We start from the raw sequence: 24629 nt of genomic DNA, 5'->3' as shown, positions 1-24629 counted from the left end.
AGTAGGTTTGATTTCGACCTTGCTTGCCTTGTGATTGTGCATACCACTGAGTCTTTGGATCAAACCAAATGGAAATATTACCTCGGTTAATTAAGGCTCGGTTATAGGATGACCAATTGGTTGTACGGTAGATTTTAGAGGCAGGCTTATTCATTTTGAAATTATATTGCTGAATAAGCTTTTGATGCTAGGTTTGTGCAACAAAGCCATTGCCTTTAGAAGATTTATAAACGAATGGATTAAGAATGGCGACGGCGTATTTTTAATTCCAGCGCTAAATAATCATAGCCAGCTTAAAGCACCCGCTATGTTGCAGATAGATAGATCGCAAGTTTGACGATAAGAAAAATATCAGGTTGCCTTGTTTAAAGACAACCTTTTCCTTGAGTAAAGCCGAGATACTAGGGAGTTTAGGCAGTTACCTGTGCTAAAAAATCACGATGAATATGGCTTAAATCCACCAACTCATAGTCTGATAATTCAAAAACTGTCCAAATCGCAATCGCATCTTCTTTTAAATCGACCGCTTGGGTGGCACGATTCGACACTTGCCACTGTAAATCAGAAATCCATAAATAGTATTGTCCTGTCATTGCATTAAATGCCTGAACTTTACCATCGGCATTAATCCCTTGAATGATGGCACCTTCAGGTAAAGTCGCTGCAAGACTCGGTAAGCTAATGTCCACAAAATGCTTGATTTGTCGCAAACCATAACCTGCAAACATTTCTTTTTGAGCTGCGCTTAACTGTGCATATTTTTGTTCTATATCTGCAATCACTATTGTGTCCATATCAATTCCCATCCGCCAAATGCTGAGACTTTGCTCAGTCATACTTCATTTTAAATATTAATTACTCGTTCTTGTTATACCTGAAATGGCGCATTTAACGAATAAGACAATAGTGAAATGCCCAACAGAACGCCAGCTTTCAGTTCAATTCCATTTTAAGATTTAAATATGAAAGTTTTATGCCAAAAAAATATATTCATGATTCTTACTTTCTACCACTTGGCGCATGATCAATCCTTTTTATGCTGTGCACGCGGATGCGCCTGATCATAAATTTGTGCCAGATGATCAAAATCGACGTGAGTATAAATCTGGGTGGTGCTTAAATTACTGTGGCCCAGCATTTCCTGAACCGCACGTAAGTCGCGGCTATTCGACAGCATATGACTGGCAAAGCAGTGACGTAACAAATGCGGATGTAAATCCACATTGACGCCTGCACGCTGTGCCTGAAACTTGACCCGATTTTCAATTTGGCGTGCACCCAGTGGATTGCCCTTCTGGGTAATAAATACATTCGCCTCTGGCACAAAGTCGCCATTCCAGCGTGGATAAAGCTCTAACCAGGCCATGACACTTGCTTTGGCCTTGGAGCCAAAAGGTACGATCCGGGTTTTATTGCCCTTACCGGTAATACGTAGCAACTGCCGGTTAAAGTCGATATCTTTGATTCTGAGGTTTTGTAATTCGGCCAGACGCAACCCACTGGAATACAGCAACTCCAGAATCGCTTTGTCCCGGAGCCACATTTGCTGCTGGATTTCATTTTCAGGCGCAGGCTGATCGATAATCTGATTCACGGTTTCAATATCCACCATGCCCGGCAAAGGACGCGATTGGCGCTTTAACTGAAAATCATCAGCCGGATTAAAAGCGAGATGCTGGGCCTGCTCTGCCCATTTCATAAACTGGCGAATGGACGACAGCATGCGCTGAAGACTGCTGGGACTCAGCTGATGCTGTTCGACTTTTTCAGCCAGAAACTGGCGCAGGTCTGTGGCTTCTACATCATTTAAATTGAGCTGCTCACGCTGGCAAAATTCTAAAAAATCCGAGACATCACGATCATAGGCCTGCAAGGTATGTTTAGACTGGTTCTGGATTTCACGTTCTTTCAGCCACATATTGAGCAAAAGTTGAGGGGGCACAGTCACTGCCTGCTCCATTTAAAGTTGCTCCAGATAATCTTGAATCAGTGCTGCCACCTGATCTGCATGAGTGTGGGCAAAGAAATGATTTCCGCCTTGGATGATATGCAGTTTTGCATGTTTAAATATTTTTTCTAAGTATTGTCCTACTTGAATCGTGCTTAGAGGATCATGATCTGCCCAAATTAGCAAAATGGGAATTTCAAGACCGGCGAGCTGATCAGGATTAAATTCAGTGTGATCTTGTACAAACCAGTTCGGTACTGCTTTAAACTGTTCACGATAATCTGTTCGCCAGTCGGCACAGTGAAATCTCTTCAAATTTAAACCGCCTGATGTCGCCAACAATACCAGCCCTTTGACTTTTTGCGGATGCTTAAGCGCCAACCCAACTGCCAGTACACCACCCATCGACTGGGCAATCAGAATGGAGTCATCCTGAATCTGCCTATTTACTAGTTCTTGCAAATCATACAGGTTTTGAATGGCTACATTTGGCGCTACCCCATCAAATCCTGGATAGGCAATGACCTGCTGATCTGGATATTCGGTTAATGCTGCCCTTAACGGCTGCCAAAAATCTTGGCTGCCAGATGCACCCGGTAAAAATACAAGCTGATTCATGAAGGCATAATCATGCATATTAAATTTCAGTTTCATCCTAACATAAAAAAAGCACCGTTCTGAGCACGGTGCTTTTTTAAAACTTAATGCCGATTAACCCTGAAAATAACGCAAATCCAGACGCCCTTCATACACGGTCGCCGTTGGTCCGGTCATCCAGACCACATCACCTTCTTTCCACTCGATCTGCAACTTGCCACCTGCCAGCTCGATTTCAACCTTGCTCGACAGCAGACCACGGCGCATCCCGGAAATGGCTGCGGCACAGGCACCTGTACCACAGGCCAGAGTCTCGCCGACACCACGTTCATATACACGCAAACGCGCATGTTTTTCATCAATGATCTGCATAAAGCCAGCATTGACCCGTGCCGGGAAACGCGCATGCGCTTCAACTTGTGGGCCAATACGTGCCACATCGGCAGCAATCACATCCGGTACAATCGTCACCGCATGTGGATTACCCATATTCACCACATCAATGCTCAGCTTTTCACCGCTAGCAAGCTCAATGTCATACAGGCTTTCCGGTGCATCGGCCAAAAATGGAATGTCCTGTGGCAGGAATTTCGGATAGCCCATATTGACCCGCACCCAGCCATTGGCACCCAATTCCGGTTCAACAATACCAGACTTCGTCTGTACCTTGATTTTGGTTTTGCTGGTCAACTGACGGTCATGTACAAACTTGGCAAAACAGCGCACGCCATTGCCACATTGTTCTACTTCCGAACCATCGGCATTAAAAATCCGATATTTAAAATCTGCACTCGGTACGTCTGGTGGTTCAACCACCAGCAGCTGATCAAAACCAATACCAAAGTTACGATTGGCCAAGCGCTGAATGGTGACCGGATCCAAATAAGCGCGCTGGCTGATCAGATCAACCACCATAAAGTCATTGCCCAGACCATGCATCTTGGTAAATTCTAATAACATCTCGATTTAGTCCTTAAGGCAATAAACGCTCACGTTCCCAGAGTGATTCAATCGTCTCACGTTCACGAATCAGATGTGCCTGATCTGCATCAACCATCACTTCAGCCGCACGGCCGCGACTGTTGTAGTTTGAGCTCATCACAAAACCGTAGGCACCTGCGCCCAAGACTGCCAGTACATCATTTTCTTTGATTGCCAATTCACGCTCTTTACCGAGGAAATCACCGGTTTCACAGATCGCACCTACCACATCCCATTCTTTAGTTTCAGCATCATTACGCGGCGTCACTGGCTGAATGTCCATCCATGCTTCATATAAAGCCGGACGAATCAGGTCGTTCATCGCCGCATCAATGATGGCAAAATTACGATGATTGGTCGGTTTGAGCAGATCGACTTTGGTCAGCAATACACCCGCATTGGCAGAAATACTACGCCCCGGCTCCATATACACTTTCAGGCCCAATTTTTCTAATGCTGGACGTAGCGCATTGGCATATTCTTCAACCGATGGCGGGGTTTCATCTTTATAAGTCACCCCCAGACCACCACCAATATCGATGTGTTTGAGGTGGATACCCATTTCTTTGAGCTGGTCAATCATGACAATGACACGATCCAGCGCATCAACAAAAGGCTGGGTTTCGGTGAGCTGTGAACCGATATGACAGTCAATCCCGACCACATCCAGATTGGCCAGTGACGCCGCATATTGATAGGTTGCAAATACACTATCAGATGGAATACCGAATTTATTTTCTTTTAGACCGGTTGAAATATAAGGATGGGTTTTGGCATCGACGTCCGGATTCACGCGCAATGAAATCGGCGCTTTAACATTCAATTCAGCCGCAACCTTTTGAATACGATCCAGCTCGGCATGAGATTCCACATTAAAGCAGGCAATGCCCACTTCTAAGGCTTTTTTAATATCTGCTTCAGTTTTACCCAGACCCGAAAATACAATTTTTGCGGCATCACCACCGGCTTTCAGTACACGTGCCAATTCACCGCCGGTCACAATATCAAAACCGGCCCCCTGTTTGGCCAATACATTCAATACCGCAAGATTGGAGTTGGACTTTACCGCGAAACAGATTTGATGATCGATAAAGTTAAAAGCACGGTCCATATCTAAAAAATGCTTTTCCAAGGTGGCTTTGGAATAAACATAGAGAGGTGTGCCAAATTGCTCTGCGAGCTGTTGTAATGAACATTGCTCAGCGTGCAATACCCCATTAATGCGGGTGAAACTCATGAAGGTATCCTTTCTTTGAAAGCGTTAAGGTGTAGTCGTTGAATCTGATGCTTCAGGCGCAGCAAACTGTTGTTGCACAGGGGCATCTCGTTCTTCATCGGAGGCTTTGGATTCAGCTTCGGTATTTTTATATAACAAATACTTGGCACGCTTGTCGTAATCTGGATCATTCGGCAAGTGCAACGCACCTGACTGCCCACAAGCTGCAAGAACAAGACTTGTCGCCAAGATACTGATGTAGCAAATGACTTGATGCATCTGACCACCTAATTGAATAGTGTTTCGATGAAGTATAACGCGATGATCACCATGACCAAAGCGCTAAAGCCTAGAGATTATCTTTAGCGATAAAAAAACGCCAGCAGATCGCTGACGTTTTTATTGATAAGGTTTATTTATGTTTCTGTTTATAGAAACCGAAATAGCCAATAACCAGAAGGATAAACCAGATCGGGCTGACCATCAGTGCTTGACGGGTATCGTCTTCCAGCGCCAACACCACGATCATGCTCAGGAAGAATACGATCACAATCCAGCAGGTCACCAGACCGCCCGGCAACTTAAAGGTCGATTTGGCATGCAATTCTGGACGTGTTTTGTAGTACACGATATAGCTCCAGATAATGATGATCCAGACACAGATAAACAGAATCGTGGATAAAGTCGTTGCTAAAGTGAAAGCGCGGACGGTATCTGGAACGAAATACTGTAGTGCTGCACCCAGCAACAAACATACCGCAGAGAAATACAAGGCATTTGCCGGAACTGCACGACGGTTTAAGCGACCAAAGGCAAGTGGTGCCTGCTCTTCACGCGACAGACCGAACAGCATACGACTGGTCGAGAATACCCCACTGTTCATCGATGACATCACCGAGGACAACACCACCAGGTTCATGATGATCGCAGCTGCGGCAATACCAGCCTGACTAAACAGGTTCACAAAGGGCGAGATATTTGGATCAATCTGATTCCATGGCGTTACCGACATCACAATCAAAAGTGCCAGTACATAGAAAATAATGATACGGATCGGAATCGAGTTCACTGCTTTCGGCAGGTTCTTTTCCGGATCTTTGGTTTCAGCTGCGGTCGTACCCACCAGCTCTACACCCACGAAGGCAAAAATCGCAATCTGGAACCCGGCCAGGAAGCCCATCGCTCCAGTCGGGAAGATACCGCCATGTGACCAGATATGACTAAATGACGCAACTGTGCCGGCATCCGAGGTAAACCCGGTAAAGACCATCCACAGGCCAACGGCAATCAGCACCACAATCGCGATAATCTTGACCAGAGCAAACCAGAATTCCATTTCACCAAACAGTTTGACCGTGACCAGGTTCAAACCCATGATAAACACAATCGCGGCAACGCTGATCATCACTCCTTCTTCAGGACTAAAGGGCAAGCCATTATTGAAGAATTGCAGGTAATAAATAATCGCGGATAGATCTGCGATCCCGATAGTGATCCAGCACAGCCAGTAGGTCCAGCCAACAAAGTATCCGGCCCAAGGCCCGATCAGATCCGTGGCAAAATCAATGAATGATTTATATTGCAAATTCGAGAGCAACAACTCACCGAGTGCACGCATTACCAGAAATACCATAAAACCGATGATCATATAGATCACCAGAATAGAAGGACCTGCGAGACTGATGGTCTTGCCCGAACCCATAAACAGGCCGGTTCCGATGGCGCCACCAATGGCAATAAGCTGTAGATGCCGATTGGATAAACTTCGCTGTAACTCACCGTGCTCTGCCGATGAACTGTTATATTTTTCTGACATTATTGATTTCAACTTCGAGTTTTACTCGCGACAAATTAACGTAAAAAAGCCTGAATACAAAAAGAAAAATCACATCATTTGTATTTTCTGCCTAAACTGTAAAGTTCATTTATTTTTCTTATATCTCACTCGCGCCAGCTTAACGCTTATTTTTTCGACGCCCGAGATTCAAGAAACTTCTTGTCAAAGCAGCAAAACCATGTAAAAACTAGAACACAATTCCGCCATTTTAAGTATTCAGGATGAATACCGATGGCACAATAATTGCTTTTTAATCAATATCTCGAATTACATAGACATGGATCAATAAGAAGAATTTTATGCAAAATTTACAAAGTTTAATGGAGACTTTAAGCGGCTGGGTCTGGGGCCCTTATATGCTGGTACTGATTGTCGGCACCGGCATATTCCTCACTTTCCGCTTATTGTTCTGGCAATTCCGTATGCTGCCACTGGCCTTCAAACAGGTCTTTGGCAAGCATCCCGAGCACTCAGGTGATATTTCCCAGTTCGCTTCACTGATGACCGCACTGTCTGCCACGATTGGTACCGGTAATATTGCCGGCGTAGCCACCGCCTGTGTGCTGGGTGGTCCGGGTGCGGTCTTCTGGATGTGGATGACTGCGCTGTTTGGTATGGCGACTAAATACGGCGAAGGTGTCCTTGCAGTCAAATACCGAATTAAAAATGAAAAAGGTGAAATGTCGGGTGGTCCGATGTACTACATCGAACGTGGCCTGAAATGGAAATGGCTGGCGCTGATTTTTGCCTTGTTCGGGACACTGGCCTCTTTTGGGATCGGCAGTTCAGTGCAGTCCAATACTGTTGCACTGGCAGTTGAAAACAGTTTGGGGATCGAAACCTGGATGACCGGTATTATCATTACTGCCTTTTCAGCACTGGTGATTCTGGGCGGGATTAAATCGATTTCCAAGGCATCTTCGGTGATTGTTCCAATCATGGCGGTAGGCTATGTGGCTGGCGGTCTGATCATTATTCTCAACAATTTAGAACTGGTAGCACCTGCACTAAAAATGATCTTCACCTATGCTTTTACCGGTGAAGCTGCAGTAGGCGGTGCGATTGGTGCGGCGATTCGTTATGGTGTAGCACGTGGGGTATTCTCGAATGAAGCCGGCATGGGCTCTGCGCCGATTGCAGCCGCAGCAGCAAAAACCGACCATCCTGCCCGTCAGGGTCTGGTCTCTATGACCGGTACTTTTATTGACACCATTATTGTCTGTTCAATTACTGGTATTGTTCTGGTCATGGGCTACATCATGGCCGGTAATTCATTTGGTGATCAGACCGGTGCAGTACTGACGATTGGCGTGTTCGACAAACTCCTGCCCGGTGTCGGTGGCTGGGTGGTCACCTTCGGAATTATTTTCTTTGCTTATTCCACGATTTTAGGCTGGAGCTACTACGGCGAAAAATGTGCCACTTACTTGCTCGGCGAAAAGTTCGTTCTACCCTATCGTATTATTTATATTGCATCGGTTTTTGTCGGCTGTATCGCGACACTGGATCTGGTCTGGTTATTTGCCGATACCTTTAATGGTCTGATGGCGGTTCCCAACCTGATTGCATTGCTGTTATTGTCTGGCGTGATTGCCAAGGAATCGAAAGACTTCATCGCAAGACGTAAATCTGGTGAACTTTATTAACCGCCTTATTGCTTAAATCCCGAACCAAGAGAATAAAAAGCCACATCAATTGTGGCTTTTTATTATTAATTTTATTCGAAATCCAAATCCAATATTCATGTTCTATGAGCGTAAACCGCCCCATTCTGGTAATTTGCCGTCAGATTCGAGTTCAAGTGCCAGCCCTAAAGATAAAACAAAAAACTGAATGCCTTCAATTTTCATATTGCCCTGATCATCTTCCAAGTACTCGCTCAGTTTTTGATAAGTTTTATGCTGCAGGTCAAAAGGTACATCCAGATATAGACTGCCCGAATACACGTCACTGCGGACTGTGGGCTCAATGCCCAAACACGGTATATAACGGATACCCTGTTGCTCTAACCAGCCGATAAACATTTGCCGAACCGAGTGAGCGTCCTGATCTGGGTATACATACTGTTCAAAATGCACAAACAGCACATCACGGTTTTTTTCACGTGCGATCGCATCAATATGTTTCAGCAATTGTGACAAGATCTGTTCCATTTCAGCATAACAAGACGGGCATTATAGACGGCGTTGATACACAACATCCGAATAAGCACAAATAAAAACGACAAGCCTTGTCGTAAAAACCATGATTTCTCAGGTGAAAGGCTTGGTTTTAGATCACATTCACCGCTATGCTGTCAGTCAATTTCAATCGCTTCATCTTAAAATATGGCTAAAGCAAAAAGTGTCTATCGTTGTGAACAATGTGGTGCAGATCATCCGAAATGGTCGGGACAATGTTCGGAATGTGGGGAATGGAACAGCCTGACTGAGGTCAGCATTGCACCTGCGGTTACACATCGGGCTCAGCCAAAAATCGCGGGTGGATATGCAGGTCAGGCATCTACAATCACCATCTTAAATCAGGTCTCAGTCTCTCATGAAACACGCTTACCGACCGGTATCAGTGAGTTTGACCGGGTTCTGGGTGGCGGACTGGTAACGGGTTCAGTGGTTCTGATCGGTGGTGATCCCGGCATTGGTAAATCAACCATTTTGCTACAAACAGCCACGCATATGGCCTCTGTCAAAAATCCGGCCCTGTATGTGACCGGTGAGGAATCCTTGTCTCAGGTGGCTTTACGTGCCCAGCGTCTGGATCTGCCGACCGACCAGCTCAAAGTCATGGCAGAAACCTGCGTCGAACGTATTTGTGAAGTACTGGCCCAGCAACGTCCTGCAGTGGCCATTTTGGACTCAATCCAAACCCTGTATACCGAAACCCTGCAATCTGCACCAGGTGGTGTTTCGCAGATTCGTGAATCTGCAGCCCTGCTGACCCGTTTTGCCAAAAATAGCGGCACATCTTTATTCTTGGTCGGTCATGTAACCAAAGAGGGCGCCCTGGCCGGCCCACGTGTACTGGAACATATGGTCGACTGTGTACTGTATTTTGAAGGCCAGTCGGATTCACGTTACCGGATGATCCGTGCCGTCAAAAACCGTTTTGGCGCGGTGAATGAACTCGGGGTGTTTGGCATGACCGACAAAGGGCTGCGCGAAGTGTCCAATCCATCTGCAATATTTTTAAGCCGTTATGATGAAGCGATTCCGGGCTCGATTGTCATGATCAGTCGTGAAGGCACGCGTCCACTCCTGGTCGAAGTACAGGCTTTGGTCGATGATGCGCATGGCCAACCAAGACGTGTAGCACTTGGCCTGGATCAGAACCGCCTGAATATGCTCTTGGCCGTCATGCATCGGCATGGTGGTGTGCAAACCTCCGGCCAGGATGTCTATGTCAATATCGTCGGTGGTTTGAAAATCACCGAAACCGGTTCAGATCTGGCGGTACTTCTCGCCTGCGCTTCCAGTATTCGTGGCAAGGCCTTACCACAACAACTGGCTGTTTTTGGGGAAGTCGGGCTGTCTGGTGAAATTCGTCCCGTGCCAAATGGACAGGAACGTCTGAAAGAAGCGATCAAGCATGGTTTTAAATACATTATTGTGCCGCGTGGCAATGCACCGCAAAAAACCATTGCAGGCGTGCAAATTATTGCTGTTGCCCGTTTGCATGAAGCCCTGAGTGAAGCCATGTCTTTAAGTGATGAGCTAAATTAAGCATCAGGCAGTGAATTTGCAGTAAAGCGCAAAAAAATACAGATTTTTGATTGAAATTCCACACAAAGCCTATATAAATAGACTGTACAAATAGGTTTTATTCTCATAGGAAAAATGAATGCAAGTTCGACAGCGCGGTTTGATTACAGGTATCTTGACAGCAGTATTATTGGTTGCGCCTTTTGCTGCTGAAGCAAAACGTGCCGGTGGCGGTAAAAGTCACGGTATGCAACGTTCTGCACAGCCTACCCAATCTTATCAACAACCTCGTCAAGCTGCGCCTGCTCAACAAGCGCCAGCTGCCGGTGCTGCAACCCAGCAAAAATCTGGCCCAGGTGTGGGTGGTATGGTTGCTGCCGGTGTAGCGGGTGCTGCGATTGGTGCCGTAGCTGCCAATGCATTGGCCGATGATCAAAGTGTGGCAGCGTCTGAAGCTCAGGCGGCTCCAGCAGAAGAGGAAAAAGGTGGTATTCCAGGCTGGATCTGGATCCTGCTTGCTGCTGCTGTTGCCTTCTTCATTTTCCGTAAGATGGGCGCAAAAAAAAAAGTAGCTTCTAATCCATTTGCACCAAATAGCGGTGCTGGGAATACAGCACCTTTTGGTCAAGCACCGACTGCACCTCGCGGTGGTGACAATAGCAATATCTTTGGTCAGAATGTTGGTGGTCAAACGCCAAGTACTAATGCACCGTTTGGTTCTGCGCCGGTAAATACGGCGCCTTTCGGCACGGCTTATACCCAAAGCGGCAGCCAGTTACCGGATGGTACTGAACCTGCCGCGTTCTTGCGTGTCGCACGTCAGCGTTTTAACCACATTCAGTCTATGAATACGGCAAGCAATATTTCGGAAATTCAGCGTTACCTAACTCCTGATCTTTATCAGTCAATGCGTAATGACATCATGAGTAATCAGGATCAGGATGTTGCCGAGTTTTCAAATCTGAATGCCATGGTGGTAGATTCATCGACTGACAATGGTCAGTATATTGTCAGCGTACGCTTTACCGGTACGGTAAGCGAAGACTTGAACAGCTTGCCACAACCGTTTGCAGAGATCTGGCATTTCACTAAACCAGCAGGTTCAAATCAGGACTGGGTGGTTGCAGGTATTCAGCAAGACTAATTCTGAACAGATAATATTTAGACAGCGGCTTTCGAACCGCTGTTTTTATTTTTAAAGCTTATATTTTTTAATACCCCCCTTTTAGCCTGTCCAATAGTTCTTTTTATTTTTCATATAAATAGTTTGATTTTTCGTATTTAAAATATAAACAATAATTGTTATCATTCGCATCGAAATAGCTTAACAAGTTTAATAGATAGAATTTTCGATGATGAGTAGTCCGAATATGCATGCAATAGCGACTGAAACAGTTACTGCACCGAGTCCATCGAGCAAAAATAAAGTTAAAGCAAATCTGCTGGTTTATCGTGGGATGATTTTATATCGCTTTCTTCTGGCTGGTGTCGGCGGTTATATGCTTGCCTCGCTGGCTGCCATCGTGATTGCCCAGATGTTTATGGATGCAGGAAGCAGTGCTGCCATGTCAGCCACCCTGATTGGTTTTAGCCTGAATACCGCAGCCTTTATTTGGGTATTTATGGTCAACAAAACTGTCAAGGCAACGCTCGGAATCGTAATTCCCAGTGTTTTGCTCTATATCGCATATAAATTCCTAGGAAATTAAGATGAGAGTAGATGCAAAACAGGAAGGGCCACGCCAGTCGATGTCATGGTTGCATACCTGGGCCAGTCTGATTTTAGGCTGGCTTTTATATGCGATTTTTTTAACTGGAACTTTAAGTTTTTTCCAGAATGAAATCAGCATCTGGATGAAACCGGAATTTCATCAGTCAGTCCCACAAAAGTCCCAAATCGAACAGACCCGTGTCGCATTGGCTTATCTGCAACAGCATCATCCGGATGCCGGCAGCTGGGCGATTCAGCTGCCTAACTCACGCCAGAATACCACCATACTGAATATTCGCGGTGCCGGTGAAGATCCGCGTGCCCGTCGTGGCGGTACCCGCCTAACCATTGACAGTGCAACCGGTGAAGTGCTGCAAGCCCGTGAAACACGCGGTGGTTCATTCTTATACCGTTTTCATTTTGAACTGTACGGACTGCCCCGAATCTGGGCGCGCTGGATTGTCGGCATTGCAACCTTGCTCATGCTGGTGGCGATTATCAGCGGTGTGATTACCCATAAGAAAATTTTTAAGGATTTCTTTACTTTCCGTCCTGGCAAAGGTCAGCGCTCCTGGCTGGATGCCCATAATGCAACGGCGGTATTTGCCCTGCCGTTCCATATCATGATTACCTTTAGCGGTTTGTTACTGCTGCTGTTTACCCTGATGCCTTGGGGTGTCAACCAGATTTATGAAAATCGAGGCGCATTTCTGCAAGATCAACGTAAGAGCTTGATTCAGGACAATAGCGTTCAGGCTGAATCCGGTGATAGTGACCAGCGTCGACTGCGTGGCGAGGGAGAGAGTCGTAGTGAACGTGGTGATATGTCTGCACGGAGTGAAGCTCGCCGTTCGCGTGGTGATGCACCACCTGCACGCCCTGCGCCATTGGCAGACTTAGCGCCCATTCTTGCAGCAGCAGAAAAGCAATGGAAAAACAATCCGGTTGCTACAATTAACATCATCCAGCCAAATACCGCCAAAGCTGAAATTGAACTTCGTGCCTTAAATGGGGTCAGCGTAGCCTATCGCAATGTTTATCCGAGTCTGGCTTTCAATGGCGTGACGGGTGAATTAAAGCCGGATCAAACCACACTGAAAACACCTTCAGTTGCAAACGGTATTTATAACGTATTTACCACATTGCATGAAGCACGTGGCGTGGACTTGGCTCTACGCTGGTTATTGTTCATGTCTGGTGTGGTCGGCACATTCATGATTGCGACTGGTTTGATTCTGTGGTGTGTCAAACGCGCACCACAACAACAAAAGCAAGGCTATAAATCTTTTGGTTATCGTCTTGTGGAAGTGACTAATATCGCGGCAATTATCGGTTTACCGATTGCCTGTGCTGCCTACTTTTATGCCAACCGTTTTATTCCTGCAGACATGGACATGCGTTTGAACTGGGAAATTCGCAGCTTCTTTATCGCGTGGTTGCTGACCTTAGTTTATGCCATGATTCGTAGCAATCGTCAGGCCTGGCTAGAGCTGCTCCTGCTTGCAACAGCAGCATTTGCCCTACTCCCAATTGTAAACTTCCTGACCGGCGGTCAGGCAATCTGGAACAGCATCATGCATGGTCAGTGGATGATTGCTTCTTTTGATCTGGCGATGTGGGCGCTTGCAATCCTGTTCTGGTTTGCATTCAAGAAAGTAAAAAACCATAAAGGCTTGCCGCCTAAAAAATCCAAAGTGATGCTCAAGGAGAATCAGGCATGATGTTCTTCTTATTGATTTGGGCTTTGACTTCTCTCGGTTTATTTGCACTTGCCGCGTCGATGTCCAAACATCAGAAACAGATCTTTGCTAAAGAGCTAGATGCTTCCAAAACCAGAATGGCCAGCATTCTTGGCTGGGTGATATTAACGATTGCGCTCATCCTGTGCCTGTTCGCAGGTACAATCAGTAACATGATCAGTTATTGGCTGGGCAGTTTAACTTTTGCAGCATTGGTCGTTGGTTTAAGCCTGAGCTATCTGGAAAGTAAAATTAAAGTAATCGCCTCAATCTGTGTGGTAATCGCCGTGATTTCAGCAATCATTTGCTTGGTCTAAAATTCTAATTTACCCCCTCATACTTGAAAAGCTGATCTTCGGATTGGCTTTTTTAATTTAAACCTTTAGTCTACGCATAATATTTTTGAGATGTTGATATGACCCAGCGTGTTTCTCCCTCTGCTGCCCTGACCAATCTTGCCTTAGCAGGTAATGCTGAAGCGCAATTTGAATTGGCTGAACTGTATATGCAAAGCGAGCATGATGATGACATTATTCTGGCTGAAGAATGGGCATTGAAAGCTGCCAACGGCGGACTGGTTGATGCGATGTACTGGTTAGGTGAAGGTTATACCGTTTATGCCAAAGAACTGGCTGAAGAAGATCCAGAAGAATCTAAAGCTCACTTTGAGTTAGCCTATTACTGGCTAAGTAAGGCCAATATCGAGAAGCATCCTGCTGCGACTTTAGAGTTGGCCGGTTTCTACCGTCGCGGTGATGTAATTGAAAAAGACGTGGAAAAATCGATTGCTTTGGTCAAACAGGCTGCGGAACTTGGCGAAGTTCAAGCAATGCGCGATCTTGCATTTATTTATGCCAATGGTTTAGGCGTAGATGGCGATGAAGAACAGGCTGAGTTCTGGACTCAAAAAGCAGATGCTGCTGAAACTAAATAAGTAAGAAAAGCCCGTCAGATGATGGGCTTTTTATTTAAGGATTATTCCAACAACCTGAACTTTGGCTGTCAAAAAATTCTACTTCGATATTTGGAGCTACTTTTTCATTTTTTATAAGCCTATAAATTCGATGGCACTCTTCCTGATTATCATAAGGCTTTTGAAACTGTCGCACCTCATGTTTGAATTCGCCCTGCTTTACCAAATGTGATTCCTGCTTGCCTAAGCTCCAGCCATAAATGACTAAATTAGCTTTTTGAGTTATTAAATCTGGTAGAACTTCATAGAAAATAGTACTCAAATAGGGACTACTTTTTATAGATTCAAGCTTTTTAGTTCCTGTACCCTCGGCAACAAATAAAGGAATTTTATTATCTTCCCATTGTGAAGTAATAACTTCTAACAAATCCTCAAAATCCCCTCTTTGAACTTTAGTTTCGGTATTTTTTGCATCTCTGAAAATAGATAAATTACCATGTTGATAAAGACTCAAAGTTACTTCTTTTTGATCATATATCGGTTCACGCATATCTTGCCAACTACTGCTAAAGATACCGCCATCCTGAAAACAATCTTTAAATTTATGACCGTCTCTTTCCCGATTCCCATACATAAGAATCCAATACAGAATTAAATCATAATTAAGGGAGACTATAGTTTTAAACTGTTTTGTAAATTGATATAGCTGAGGTAATTGATCCGCGATATCAGAATGTACACAATGAACTTCCTTCACCACTTTAATAAGAGCTTCTTTTATATTTTCGTAAGCTGAATCAATTTTTTGATCAATTATTCCCAAATGCTTGTTTACTAGCTTCGTATGCCAAACCAATCGTAAAATTAATTCAAAATCATCAGTTTCAAATTCTTTAAATAATTTTGCTATATCCTCATCAAATAACTTTAATTCTTCCGCTTTTTCTTTTAGAGAACGAAAGTTAAAATCTTGATGCAAAGCAATACTCGAGCCATTCCCGATAATTAAATTGCCATTCTTATAATCATCTTTAATTTCAGCCCAGTCTTTGATTGCATACTCAAAACCATCAGTCATAGTTTATTCTCAAAATTTTCTTATTAGTCAGATATTAATCAATTTAAGATTGGAACAAAATCATTTTCCAAGTACAATACTGCGCTAGTCGAGGGATGCTGCGACGTTTTACAGGTACTAAATGTAAAATCGCTAGGCTCGACCATCGGTCAGACATTCGTTCTGATCAACAACGGCATCCGCGAACAGAACGATCCAATCTATTTTTTCCTAGGAGATCCTGATGAACGCGGTTACTGCTTCATTTACAGATTACAAAGTTGCTGATATTTCACTTGCTGATTACGGCCGTAAAGAAATTAAACTTGCAGAAGCTGAAATGCCAGCCCTAATGGGTCTGCGTAAACGCTATGCTGCTGCTAAACCACTTGCTGGCGCGAAAATTCTCGGCTGTATCCACATGACTATTCAAACCGCTGTTCTTATTGAAACATTGGTTGAATTGGGCGCTGAAGTTCGCTGGACTTCATGTAACATCTTCTCTACTCAAGATCACGCTGCTGCTGCAATCGCGGCTGCGGGTATTCCTGTGTTTGCCTGGAAAGGCGAAACTGAAGAAGAATACATGTGGTGTCTTGAACAACAGATCAATGTCAATGGCACGCCTTGGGATGCCAACATGATTCTTGACGATGGCGGTGATTTAACGCTACTTGTTCATGAAAAATACCCAGAAGTGATTGCTAAAATCCACGGTGTCACTGAAGAAACAACGACAGGTGTTCAACGTCTGTATGAAATGCTTCGTGATGGCACTTTAAAAGTTCCTGCAATCAACGTAAACGATTCAGTAACGAAATCTAAAAACGACAACAAATACGGTTGCCGCCACTCACTCAATGATGCCATCAAACGCGGTACAGATATGCTTTTATCTGGCCGTCGTGCGCTTGTAATTGGTTACGGTGACGTAGGTAAAGGTTCTGCTCAATCACTTCGTCAAGAAGGCATGATTGTACGCGTCACTGAAGTTGATCCAATCTGCGCAATGCAAGCATGCATGGACGGTTACGAAGTTGTTTCTCCATACAAAAATGGCGTACAAACTGGCAAGAAAGAAGACGTGAATCTTGATCTTCTTCAAAACACTGACCTGATCGTGACTACAACGGGTAACTACCACGTGTGTGACTCAGCAATGCTTGATTCATTAAAAGCGGGCGCTGTTGTATGTAACATTGGTCATTTCGATACTGAAATTGATACAGCTTACCTACGTGGCTACAAGTGGGTTGAAGTGAAACCTCAAGTACACCAAGTGTATCGTTCAGAAAATGAAAATGATTACCTGATCCTTCTTTCTGAAGGTCGTTTGGTAAACCTTGGTAATGCGACTGGTCACCCATCACGTATTATGGATGGTTCATTTGCCAACCAGGTATTGGGTCAAATGCATTTATTCGCTGAGAAATTTGCTGATCTTCCAGAATCTGAAAAAGCTGCACAAATTCGTGTAGAGCTTCTTCCTAAGAAATTAGACGAAGAAGTCGCTGCTGCAATGGTTGCAGGTTTTGGTGGTGTTCTGACTCAATTGACTCAAGAGCAAGCGGATTACTTAGGCGTTGCTGTTGAAGGTCCGTTTAAAGCGGATGCTTATAAATACTAATTAAACTCCACCCTCTCCCTAACCCTCTCCCATAGGGAGAGGAAACATTCATTACCAAATGTATGTCATCGAGGGTAAGTCCTCTCCTTTCAGGAGAGGATTTAGGAGAGGTAAAACTAATTAAAAAGTATTTATAAAAAGGATTTCAACATGTCTAAGCAAATTCCAATTTCATTTGAATTCTTCCCGACCAAAACTGATGTAGGTGCGGAAAAACTCAAAGTGGTTCATCAAGAACTACAATTGCTCAATCCAGAATTCTTCTCTGTGACCTATGGTGCAGGCGGTTCAACTCGTGAACGCACCCTGTCTACCATCAACGATTTTAATGGCAAAGGTGCACCGATTGCCCCTCACCTGTCATGTATCGGCGATGATAAAGCGCGTATTGCAGAACTGCTTGATCTGTACAAATCACAAGGCATTGACCGTATTGTTGCCCTCCGCGGTGACTTGCCATCAGGTCAGGTTGGTTTGGGTGAATTACCCTATGCCGCTGATCTGGTTCGCTTTATCCGTGAATATTCAGGCGATCATTTCAAGATTGAAGTCGCAGCTTATCCGGAAATGCATCCTCAGGCAGAAAGCTTTGATCAAGACATCCAGCACTTTGTTGAAAAAGTACAAGCTGGTGCCAATGCAGCATTAACCCAGTTTTTCTTCAATCCAGATGCTTATTTCTACTTTGTAGAGCGCATCCAGAAAGCCGGGATTGATATTCCTGTGGCGCCAGGCATTATGCCAATCACCAATGCCAGCAACCTGATCCGCTTTGCGGACGGTACCGGTGCCGAGATTCCACGCTGGATTCGCAAGCAACTGGCAACCTATGGTGATGATACTGCCAGCATCAAAGCCTTTGGCCACGAAGTTGTGGTTAAATTCTGTGAGCGTCTGCTTGCAGGTGGCGCACCAAGCTTACACTTCTACACCATGAACACCACTGATCCTACACGCCAACTTGTAAAAGACTTAGGTCTAGCATAAGTTTTTAGGCTGCATTGATCTCACCCATTTTCTCCCCTTGGGAAAAACACAAAGAGGGTGTAAATAGCAATGCAGTCTTGTTTTGTTCCATCTGAGAGTAATCCCTCCATGCCACGTTTTTTTATTGAAGCAGACTTAAATGTTGATACTACGGTTGAGTTAACGGAAACCGTTTTTCATCATTGGGTAAAGGTATTACGTGCTCAAGCGGGCGAAACCGCGACCCTGTTCAATGGACAGGGTGGCGAATATGAAGTGACCTTAACTGAAGTTGCTAAGAAATCAGCCACAGTATCGGTCAATGCATTTAATCTGGCTAATCGCACACCCAAGTTCCAGGCCTTGCTCGGTCAGGTGATGAGCAAAGGCGACCGCATGGATTATGCGATTCAAAAAGCTGTGGAATTGGGCGTTTCCGAAATTCAGCTGCTGACTTCGGATCGTTGTGAAATGCGCTTGAAGTATGATCGTGACCAGAAAAAACTGGATCACTGGCAAGGGATCGCGATTGCAGCATGTGAACAGTGTGGACTGAATATTGTGCCTAAAATTTTAGCACCAATATCACTTGAAAAATGGTTGGAAACCGAGCTACCCAAGACCAAACTGGTTTTGGCGCCCAATAAAGATGAAACAGATGTACTGGCAGATGCGACCCTGGATATTGCCCTGCTGATTGGCCCTGAAGGCGGTCTCAGTGAGGCAGAAATTACAGCGGCAAATGCAAAAGGTTTTCTAAACTGGTGTATTGGTGAACGCGTACTACGTACCGAAACAGCCCCTGTCGTGGCCCTTTCAATTTTGAACTATAATCTCTAGTTCATCAGGCCAGTAAAAATTTGTCTTTAATTTTGTTGATTTTTATTTCTAAGACCTCTAATCTCGACGAAAGAATAATAACTATTGATGAGTTAATTTTACACATTTCCTGGAGTTTTTTTATAAGAACAATACATAGGGAAAAACGTTTAGGATGAATACAGGCATTGAATCACATGGTTGATAAGCAAGACGACTATATCCAGCAGCATTTGCATCATGCTCAGATTGCGAACACACTTCGCCATAGTCGCTATTTTTTAATCAGTATAATGGTGATTTGCCTTTATATTTTTTGTATTTATCACCTTCAATATCGTCCTTCCAATACCTATTTTAATACCTGGTTTATTCTGACCGAGCTACTGGTCAGTATGTGCTGGTTGGTGAGCACACTTTATTTTAAGCCTGAACAATATGATTTGAAAGGCGCACATCGCTGGTTACAGATTCAGAGTCTTGCTGTCGGGAGCTGTATTGCTGTCGGTATTTATACAATTTATTACTATTTGCCGCAGGCCAATCCCGCATTCGAAGATATTGAAGCACTGACCTTGTCTGCTCTGCTCCTGATTGTGACTCAGGCATTTGGGCTGACCTATCTTACCCAAAAACTCAGTTATTTCTGCCTGGTATTTTTACCCTCTTTATTCCCTTTTTTATTGTCGCAAATTTATCATGTCAGCCTTTCCAATCCCTTCTTCGGTCTGGCCTTAAATTTTGCGGTGATTGTCATTCTGCTGTGTGCCAATAGTAGTTATCGCATTCATCGCCGGACATCGCGCCTGTATGCAGAAAATAATCTGTTAGTTCAAAATGCCGAACAGCAAGTACTCTGGAGCGATGAACTGTGTCAGCAACTGCAAACTGAAGTCAATAAATCCAAGGATATCGAATTACAGTTACAGCTCAACAATCAACTGCTGGAACAGAAAGTTCGGGAACGTACCTACGATATTGAACAGATTAATCATCATTTAAAAAATCAGCAACAAAATCTGCAACTTGCCCATGAAATTGCCGGCATTCGGCCATGGGACTGGAGTATCCAGGATCGTACAATTACCCTGACCAATCATAAAGATGAAAAAATCCTGCGTGATTCTAAAGACCATCATCTGCAATTAGAGTATCTGATTCATCCGGATGACCTGGACTATTTTAAAAGCAACATGAAGCAGCATCTACGTGGCCGGATTGAACGTTATGATGTCACCTACCGGATCCAGCTCAGTGATGGCAGCTGGAGCTGGGTGCATGATATTGGCCGTGTGATTCAACGTGATCCCAAAAATAATAAGCCGTTACGTATGGTGGGCATTCGTCGGGATATTCAGCAGGAACGCATTTCTCAGGAACGCTTGAAACTGGTTGCCAGTGTACTGGAACAGGCCGCGGAAGGGATTTTTATTCTCAATCCTGAACTGTATTATATTGATGTCAATCCTCACTATGAATACCTGAGCGGCTATGATCGAGAGCAGATCATCGGTAAGTTTTTATTCGATATTGCCGCGCAAAATAAGGCCGAACAACGCAGCAGCCATGCCAGCATTATCAAACAGCTGCAAAAGATTGGCTCCTACGATGGAGAAGTGCAGGCAAAGTTTCTGTCCGGCAAACAGTCCACTTTATGGCTGCATATCAATGCCGTCACTGATGATGAGGGCCGGATTACCCATTATGTCGGAATTGTCTCAGATCTGACCGAACGTAAATTACAGGAACAGCGCCTGTCATATCTGGAAAATTATGACACCCTGACCGATTTGCCGAACCGCTTTTATTATAACTATCAGCTGCATCAGTATCTGGTCTCGCAAAAAGACTCTATCCAGCAGATGGCAGTGATCCGGCTGAACATCGATCGCTTCCGCCCGTTAAATGAATATCTGTCCAATAATGGCGGGGATGAACTTTTACGTCAGGTGGCGCAGCGCCTGCGTATGACCAATGCAGAAGCCCTGTTTGTAGCACATCTGAATGGGGATGATTTTGCAATTATCTACGAGATTTCGCACATTCGCCCTTCCGTGCAGCATCACTGTGAACGCATTGCCCAGGCTTTTAGCGCACCATTTAATATTTATGGTCAGGATTATGTAATTACTCTTTCTATGGGAGTGGCATTTTATCCGGATCATGGCCGACAACTCGATTATTTAAATAACTGCGCCGAACAGGCGCTGAATGAAGCCAAAAATCTGGGCGGCAATACCATTCATTTTTATTCCAGTCAGAATGAGGGTTTACAGGAACAGGGAATTTTCCTGGAACGGGATCTGCGTAAAGCCATTCAGAACAATGAACTGATTGTCTATTATCAGCCAAAAATCAATTTCAGCGATCAGAGCATTTATGGCTTTGAAGCATTGATTCGCTGGAATCATCCAGAAAAAGGCATTATTCCACCCGGCCTGTTTATTCCTTTAGCCGAACAGACCAGCCTGATTTCAGACATTGGCCGTCTGGTGATACAGCAAACTGCCAAACAGATTCGTCAATGGAATGATCTCGGTTTTAATCATATTTGTGTATCAGTCAACATCGTGGCGCAACAATTGCGGCGCGGCCAATTACTTGACGATCTGGATCAGGCCATTGACGATAACCAGATTTCAGGTACCAGTCTGGAACTGGAAATTACCGAATCGTCTTTAATTGAAAATTCAGAAACCGTCAAAAACCTGCTGAACGAAATCAAACAGCGACAGATTCATATTGCCCTAGATGATTTTGGGACAGGCTACTCATCTCTGTCCTATCTTGCTGATTTCCCGATTGATACCTTAAAAATCGACCGTAGTTTCGTTTCCAAGATTGGAGAGAACAAGCAGGAAGCCATAGTCAGTGCCATGGTGGCGATGGGTAAAGCCATGGGGATGACCGTGGTCGCGGAAGGCATCGAGACTGAAGAGCAGTTAGCATATCTGCGTGATTTAGACTGTGATATCGCTCAAGGATATTTATTCTCCAAACCGCTGCCAGAAGAGGAAGCCACTGCGTATTTGACACAAAATATGACCAACGATTCTTATACTTATCAAGTCTAAGTTTATACCCTCCCCCAATAAGATTGTTGGAAAAACGGCCGTCTTTGGCTGTGCGAACTGGCGAACAAATGGTATATTCGGGGACATAAATAAATTTTTTACCCGCTGACCGGGTAATCTTTACAACGATCGAGAGACTGATGGACGAACAATCTTTAAAGCAACAGGCCCTTTACTATCACGAGTTTCCTACCCCGGGGAAAATCAGCGTTACACCAAGCAAACAATTGGTCAACCAACGTGACTTAGCCCTTGCTTACTCGCCTGGCGTAGCTGCACCATGTCTTGAGATTGAACGCGATCCTTCAACTGCTGCATTGTATACCGCACGCGGTAATCTGGTCGCTGTAGTGACCAACGGTACTGCGGTGCTGGGCCTGGGTAATATTGGTCCTCTGGCTTCTAAGCCAGTCATGGAAGGCAAAGGCGTATTATTTAAAAAATTCGCCGGTGTTGATGTATTCGATATCGAAATCGCTGAAAATGATCCAGATAAAATTGTAGATATTATCGCATCCTTAGAGCCGACTTTTGGCGGGATTAACCTTGAAGATATCAAGGCGCCAGAATGCTTCTACATCGAGCAAAAACTGCGTGAACGCATGAATATTCCGGTATTCCATGATGATCAGCACGGTACTTCAATTATTGTTGGTTCTGCGTTACTGAATGCCCTGCAAATTAATGGCAAAAAAATTGACGAAATCAAGATTGTGGCATCAGGTGCGGGTGCTGCAGCGCTATCTTGCTTAAATCTGCTGTGTGCTTTGGGCGCTAAAAAAGAAAACATCATCGTTGCCGATTCACGTGGTCTGCTGACCACGCATCGTGAAGGTCTGGATGAATCTAAAAAAGCGTATGTACAGGACATTGAAGCCACTCAGCTTGGTGATGTGATCGCGGGTGCAGACATGTTCCTTGGTCTTTCTGCTGCCGGCATCCTGACCAAAGAAATGGTTAAGGTGATGGCCAAAGATCCGATCATTTTCGCACTGGCGAATCCGGATCCAGAAATTCTGCCTGAACATGCACACGAAGTTCGTAATGATGTGATCATGGCCACTGGCCGTTCTGACTATCCAAACCAGGTCAATAACGCACTTTGCTTCCCATACATCTTCCGTGGGGCATTAGACGTTGGTGCAACCACGATTAACGAAGAAATGAAAATTGCCTGTGTACATGCAATTGCGCGTATGGCACACATCGAAGCGGATGCTGCAACTTATGGTGAGAAATCGGCATCATTTGGCCGTGAATACCTGATTCCGGGTCCACTGGATCAGCGCCTGATTCTTGAAATCGCACCTGCAGTGGCACAAGCAGCCATGGATTCGGGTGTAGCAACACGTCCAATTAAAGATTTCTCGCATTATCGTCAACGTTTGTCTGAGTTTGTCTATAACTCGGCATTCGTGATGAAACCGATCTTTGAACAGGCAAAATCGAATCCTAAGCGTATTGCCTATGCGGAAGGTGAAGATCTGCGTGTACTTCGCGCCGTTCAAATTGCAGTCGATGATGGTTTGGCGATCCCTATTCTGGTCGGTCGTCCAGCCGTGATTGAAGCCAATATCAAAAAATTGGGTCTACGTCTTGAAGATGGCGTGAATATCACGATTGTTGATCAGGAAAAGAATCCGGATTATGAGTTGTTTGCAGACGATTATTACCAGATCATGCAGCGTAAAGGCGTAACGCCTGAATATGCACAGCGTGAAGCGCGTCGTCGCTCTACCTTAATTGCATCGATGCTGGTCAAACATGGCATGGCAGATGGCATGCTCTGTGGTACTTATTCAAGCTACGACATTCATCTGGACTTCGTCAGCAACATCATTGGCAAAAAAGAAGGTCATAACACTTTCTTTACCCTAAATGCCTTGATGCTTGAAGATCGCAACCTGTTCATTGCCGACACCTATGTCAACACCAATCCAACGGCTGAACAGCTGGCGGAAATGACCATTCTGGCTGCTGAAGAAGTGCGCCGTTTTGGTATGACCCCACGTATTGCCCTGCTTTCTCACTCAAGTTTCGGTTCAGACCAGCATGATGCCAGCGCGCAAAAAATGCGTAAGGTATATGACATCCTGTCTGAAATCGCGCCTGAGCTAGAAGTTGAAGGTGAAATGCACGGTGATGCTGCACTGGATGAAAATATTCGCCAGTTTGCCTTCCCGAACTCACGTTTTAAAGGTTCTGCAAACTTACTGATCATGCCGAATCTGGATGCTGCCAACATTTCGTTTAACTTGTTGAAAGCAACTTCAGGCAACAACGTGACGATTGGCCCAATTCTGTTGGGTGCTGCGAAGCCAGTACATATCTTGACTCCGACTGCGACTACGCGTCGCGTGGTGAACATGACTGCACTTACCGTTGCAGAAATCCAGCAAGCGGAACAAGACGCACTTTAATCCAATGACAAGATAACGACGCATCC

General features: G+C 44.8%; 21 protein-coding genes and 1 pseudogene. 12 read left to right on the top strand and 10 right to left on the bottom strand.

Annotation, left to right across the window (positions count from 1 at the left end; all coding sequences use genetic code 11):
* The 8 genes and pseudogenes from FTU40_RS09435 to FTU40_RS09400 all read right to left on the bottom strand — a co-directional run.
* Positions 1-154 (bottom strand): annotated as a pseudogene (locus FTU40_RS09435) (IS5/IS1182 family transposase); the annotation flags it as partial.
* 256 nt (positions 155-410) lie between these two features.
* On the bottom strand, positions 411-794 hold the full coding sequence (locus tag FTU40_RS09430) for a hypothetical protein (protein ID WP_034608955.1): 384 nt from the start codon (positions 792-794) through the stop codon (positions 411-413).
* Positions 795-1024: 230 nt separating this feature from the next.
* Positions 1025-1960 carry a site-specific tyrosine recombinase/integron integrase gene (gene xerA, locus FTU40_RS09425; protein ID WP_180040629.1) on the bottom strand — a complete coding sequence of 312 codons (936 nt, stop codon included), beginning with the start codon at positions 1958-1960 and terminating at the stop codon, positions 1025-1027.
* The gene (locus tag FTU40_RS09420; RefSeq protein ID WP_257223533.1) at positions 1961-2566 is read right to left on the bottom strand and encodes an alpha/beta fold hydrolase; all 606 of its coding nucleotides are present in this window, start codon (positions 2564-2566) and stop codon (positions 1961-1963) included.
* 93 nt (positions 2567-2659) lie between these two features.
* Positions 2660-3505 (bottom strand): diaminopimelate epimerase, encoded by an 846-nt coding sequence (gene dapF, locus FTU40_RS09415; protein ID WP_100534855.1) that lies wholly within the window; start codon positions 3503-3505, stop codon positions 2660-2662.
* A 13-nt stretch (positions 3506-3518) separates the two neighbouring features.
* On the bottom strand, positions 3519-4763 hold the full coding sequence (gene lysA / locus FTU40_RS09410; RefSeq protein WP_005097661.1) for a diaminopimelate decarboxylase: 1245 nt from the start codon (positions 4761-4763) through the stop codon (positions 3519-3521).
* 24 nt (positions 4764-4787) lie between these two features.
* Positions 4788-5021: a lipoprotein gene (locus FTU40_RS09405; protein WP_005097662.1), complete on the bottom strand. Its 234-nt coding sequence runs from the start codon at positions 5019-5021 to the stop codon at positions 4788-4790.
* Positions 5022-5154: 133 nt separating this feature from the next.
* Complete coding sequence (locus tag FTU40_RS09400; protein WP_005097664.1) at positions 5155-6558, bottom strand: amino acid permease; 1404 nt, start codon at positions 6556-6558, stop codon at positions 5155-5157.
* A 320-nt stretch (positions 6559-6878) separates the two neighbouring features.
* Here FTU40_RS09400 and FTU40_RS09395 point away from each other — a divergent pair, with 320 nt between their 5' ends.
* Positions 6879-8225 (top strand): sodium:alanine symporter family protein, encoded by a 1347-nt coding sequence (locus FTU40_RS09395; RefSeq protein WP_005169960.1) that lies wholly within the window; start codon positions 6879-6881, stop codon positions 8223-8225.
* A 102-nt stretch (positions 8226-8327) separates the two neighbouring features.
* On the opposite strand, the gene FTU40_RS09390 is transcribed toward FTU40_RS09395, so the two are convergent.
* The gene (locus FTU40_RS09390) at positions 8328-8732 is read right to left on the bottom strand and encodes a hypothetical protein (RefSeq protein WP_005169959.1); all 405 of its coding nucleotides are present in this window, start codon (positions 8730-8732) and stop codon (positions 8328-8330) included.
* Between the two features lie 174 nt (positions 8733-8906).
* Between FTU40_RS09390 and radA the strand changes: the two genes are divergently transcribed.
* The 6 genes from radA (at position 8907) to FTU40_RS09360 (ending at position 14661) form a co-directional block, all read left to right on the top strand.
* Positions 8907-10298, top strand: a complete 1392-nt coding sequence (radA, locus tag FTU40_RS09385; protein ID WP_180000976.1) for a DNA repair protein RadA — start codon at positions 8907-8909, stop codon at positions 10296-10298.
* 118 nt (positions 10299-10416) lie between these two features.
* On the top strand, positions 10417-11421 hold the full coding sequence (locus FTU40_RS09380; RefSeq protein ID WP_005169956.1) for a Tim44 domain-containing protein: 1005 nt from the start codon (positions 10417-10419) through the stop codon (positions 11419-11421).
* Positions 11422-11629: 208 nt separating this feature from the next.
* Positions 11630-11986, top strand: coding sequence for a hypothetical protein (locus tag FTU40_RS09375; RefSeq protein WP_180040625.1), 357 nt, complete (start codon positions 11630-11632; stop codon positions 11984-11986).
* A gap of 1 nt (position 11987) precedes the next feature.
* Positions 11988-13709 (top strand): PepSY domain-containing protein, encoded by a 1722-nt coding sequence (locus FTU40_RS09370; protein ID WP_180040623.1) that lies wholly within the window; start codon positions 11988-11990, stop codon positions 13707-13709.
* Complete coding sequence (locus FTU40_RS09365; RefSeq protein WP_100329080.1) at positions 13706-14044, top strand: DUF3325 domain-containing protein; 339 nt, start codon at positions 13706-13708, stop codon at positions 14042-14044. The genes FTU40_RS09370 and FTU40_RS09365 overlap by 4 nt, the downstream gene beginning before the upstream one ends.
* A 98-nt stretch (positions 14045-14142) precedes the next feature.
* Positions 14143-14661 carry a tetratricopeptide repeat protein gene (locus tag FTU40_RS09360; protein ID WP_005097675.1) on the top strand — a complete coding sequence of 173 codons (519 nt, stop codon included), beginning with the start codon at positions 14143-14145 and terminating at the stop codon, positions 14659-14661.
* Between the two features lie 34 nt (positions 14662-14695).
* On the opposite strand, the gene FTU40_RS09355 is transcribed toward FTU40_RS09360, so the two are convergent.
* Complete coding sequence (locus FTU40_RS09355) at positions 14696-15718, bottom strand: DUF4917 family protein (protein WP_257223532.1); 1023 nt, start codon at positions 15716-15718, stop codon at positions 14696-14698.
* 223 nt (positions 15719-15941) lie between these two features.
* Between FTU40_RS09355 and ahcY the strand changes: the two genes are divergently transcribed.
* The 5 genes from ahcY (at position 15942) to FTU40_RS09330 (ending at position 24603) form a co-directional block, all read left to right on the top strand.
* Positions 15942-17324, top strand: a complete 1383-nt coding sequence (gene ahcY, locus FTU40_RS09350) for an adenosylhomocysteinase (RefSeq protein WP_180040621.1) — start codon at positions 15942-15944, stop codon at positions 17322-17324.
* 150 nt (positions 17325-17474) lie between these two features.
* Positions 17475-18311, top strand: a complete 837-nt coding sequence (gene metF, locus FTU40_RS09345) for a methylenetetrahydrofolate reductase [NAD(P)H] (protein ID WP_180040619.1) — start codon at positions 17475-17477, stop codon at positions 18309-18311.
* Between the two features lie 108 nt (positions 18312-18419).
* A complete protein-coding gene (locus FTU40_RS09340; RefSeq protein WP_035337758.1) occupies positions 18420-19130 on the top strand; it encodes a 16S rRNA (uracil(1498)-N(3))-methyltransferase in 711 nt (236 codons plus the stop codon).
* Between the two features lie 176 nt (positions 19131-19306).
* On the top strand, positions 19307-22183 hold the full coding sequence (locus tag FTU40_RS09335; RefSeq protein WP_180040617.1) for a bifunctional diguanylate cyclase/phosphodiesterase: 2877 nt from the start codon (positions 19307-19309) through the stop codon (positions 22181-22183).
* A gap of 140 nt (positions 22184-22323) precedes the next feature.
* Positions 22324-24603: an NADP-dependent malic enzyme gene (locus FTU40_RS09330; RefSeq protein ID WP_180040615.1), complete on the top strand. Its 2280-nt coding sequence runs from the start codon at positions 22324-22326 to the stop codon at positions 24601-24603.
* Positions 24604-24629: the final 26 nt, after the last annotated feature.

The sequence above is a fragment of the Acinetobacter sp. YH12100 genome (genome assembly GCF_013419135.1).
Classification (GTDB): domain Bacteria; phylum Pseudomonadota; class Gammaproteobacteria; order Pseudomonadales; family Moraxellaceae; genus Acinetobacter; species Acinetobacter pseudolwoffii.
This window is presented reverse-complemented; position numbering and strand designations above follow the sequence as displayed.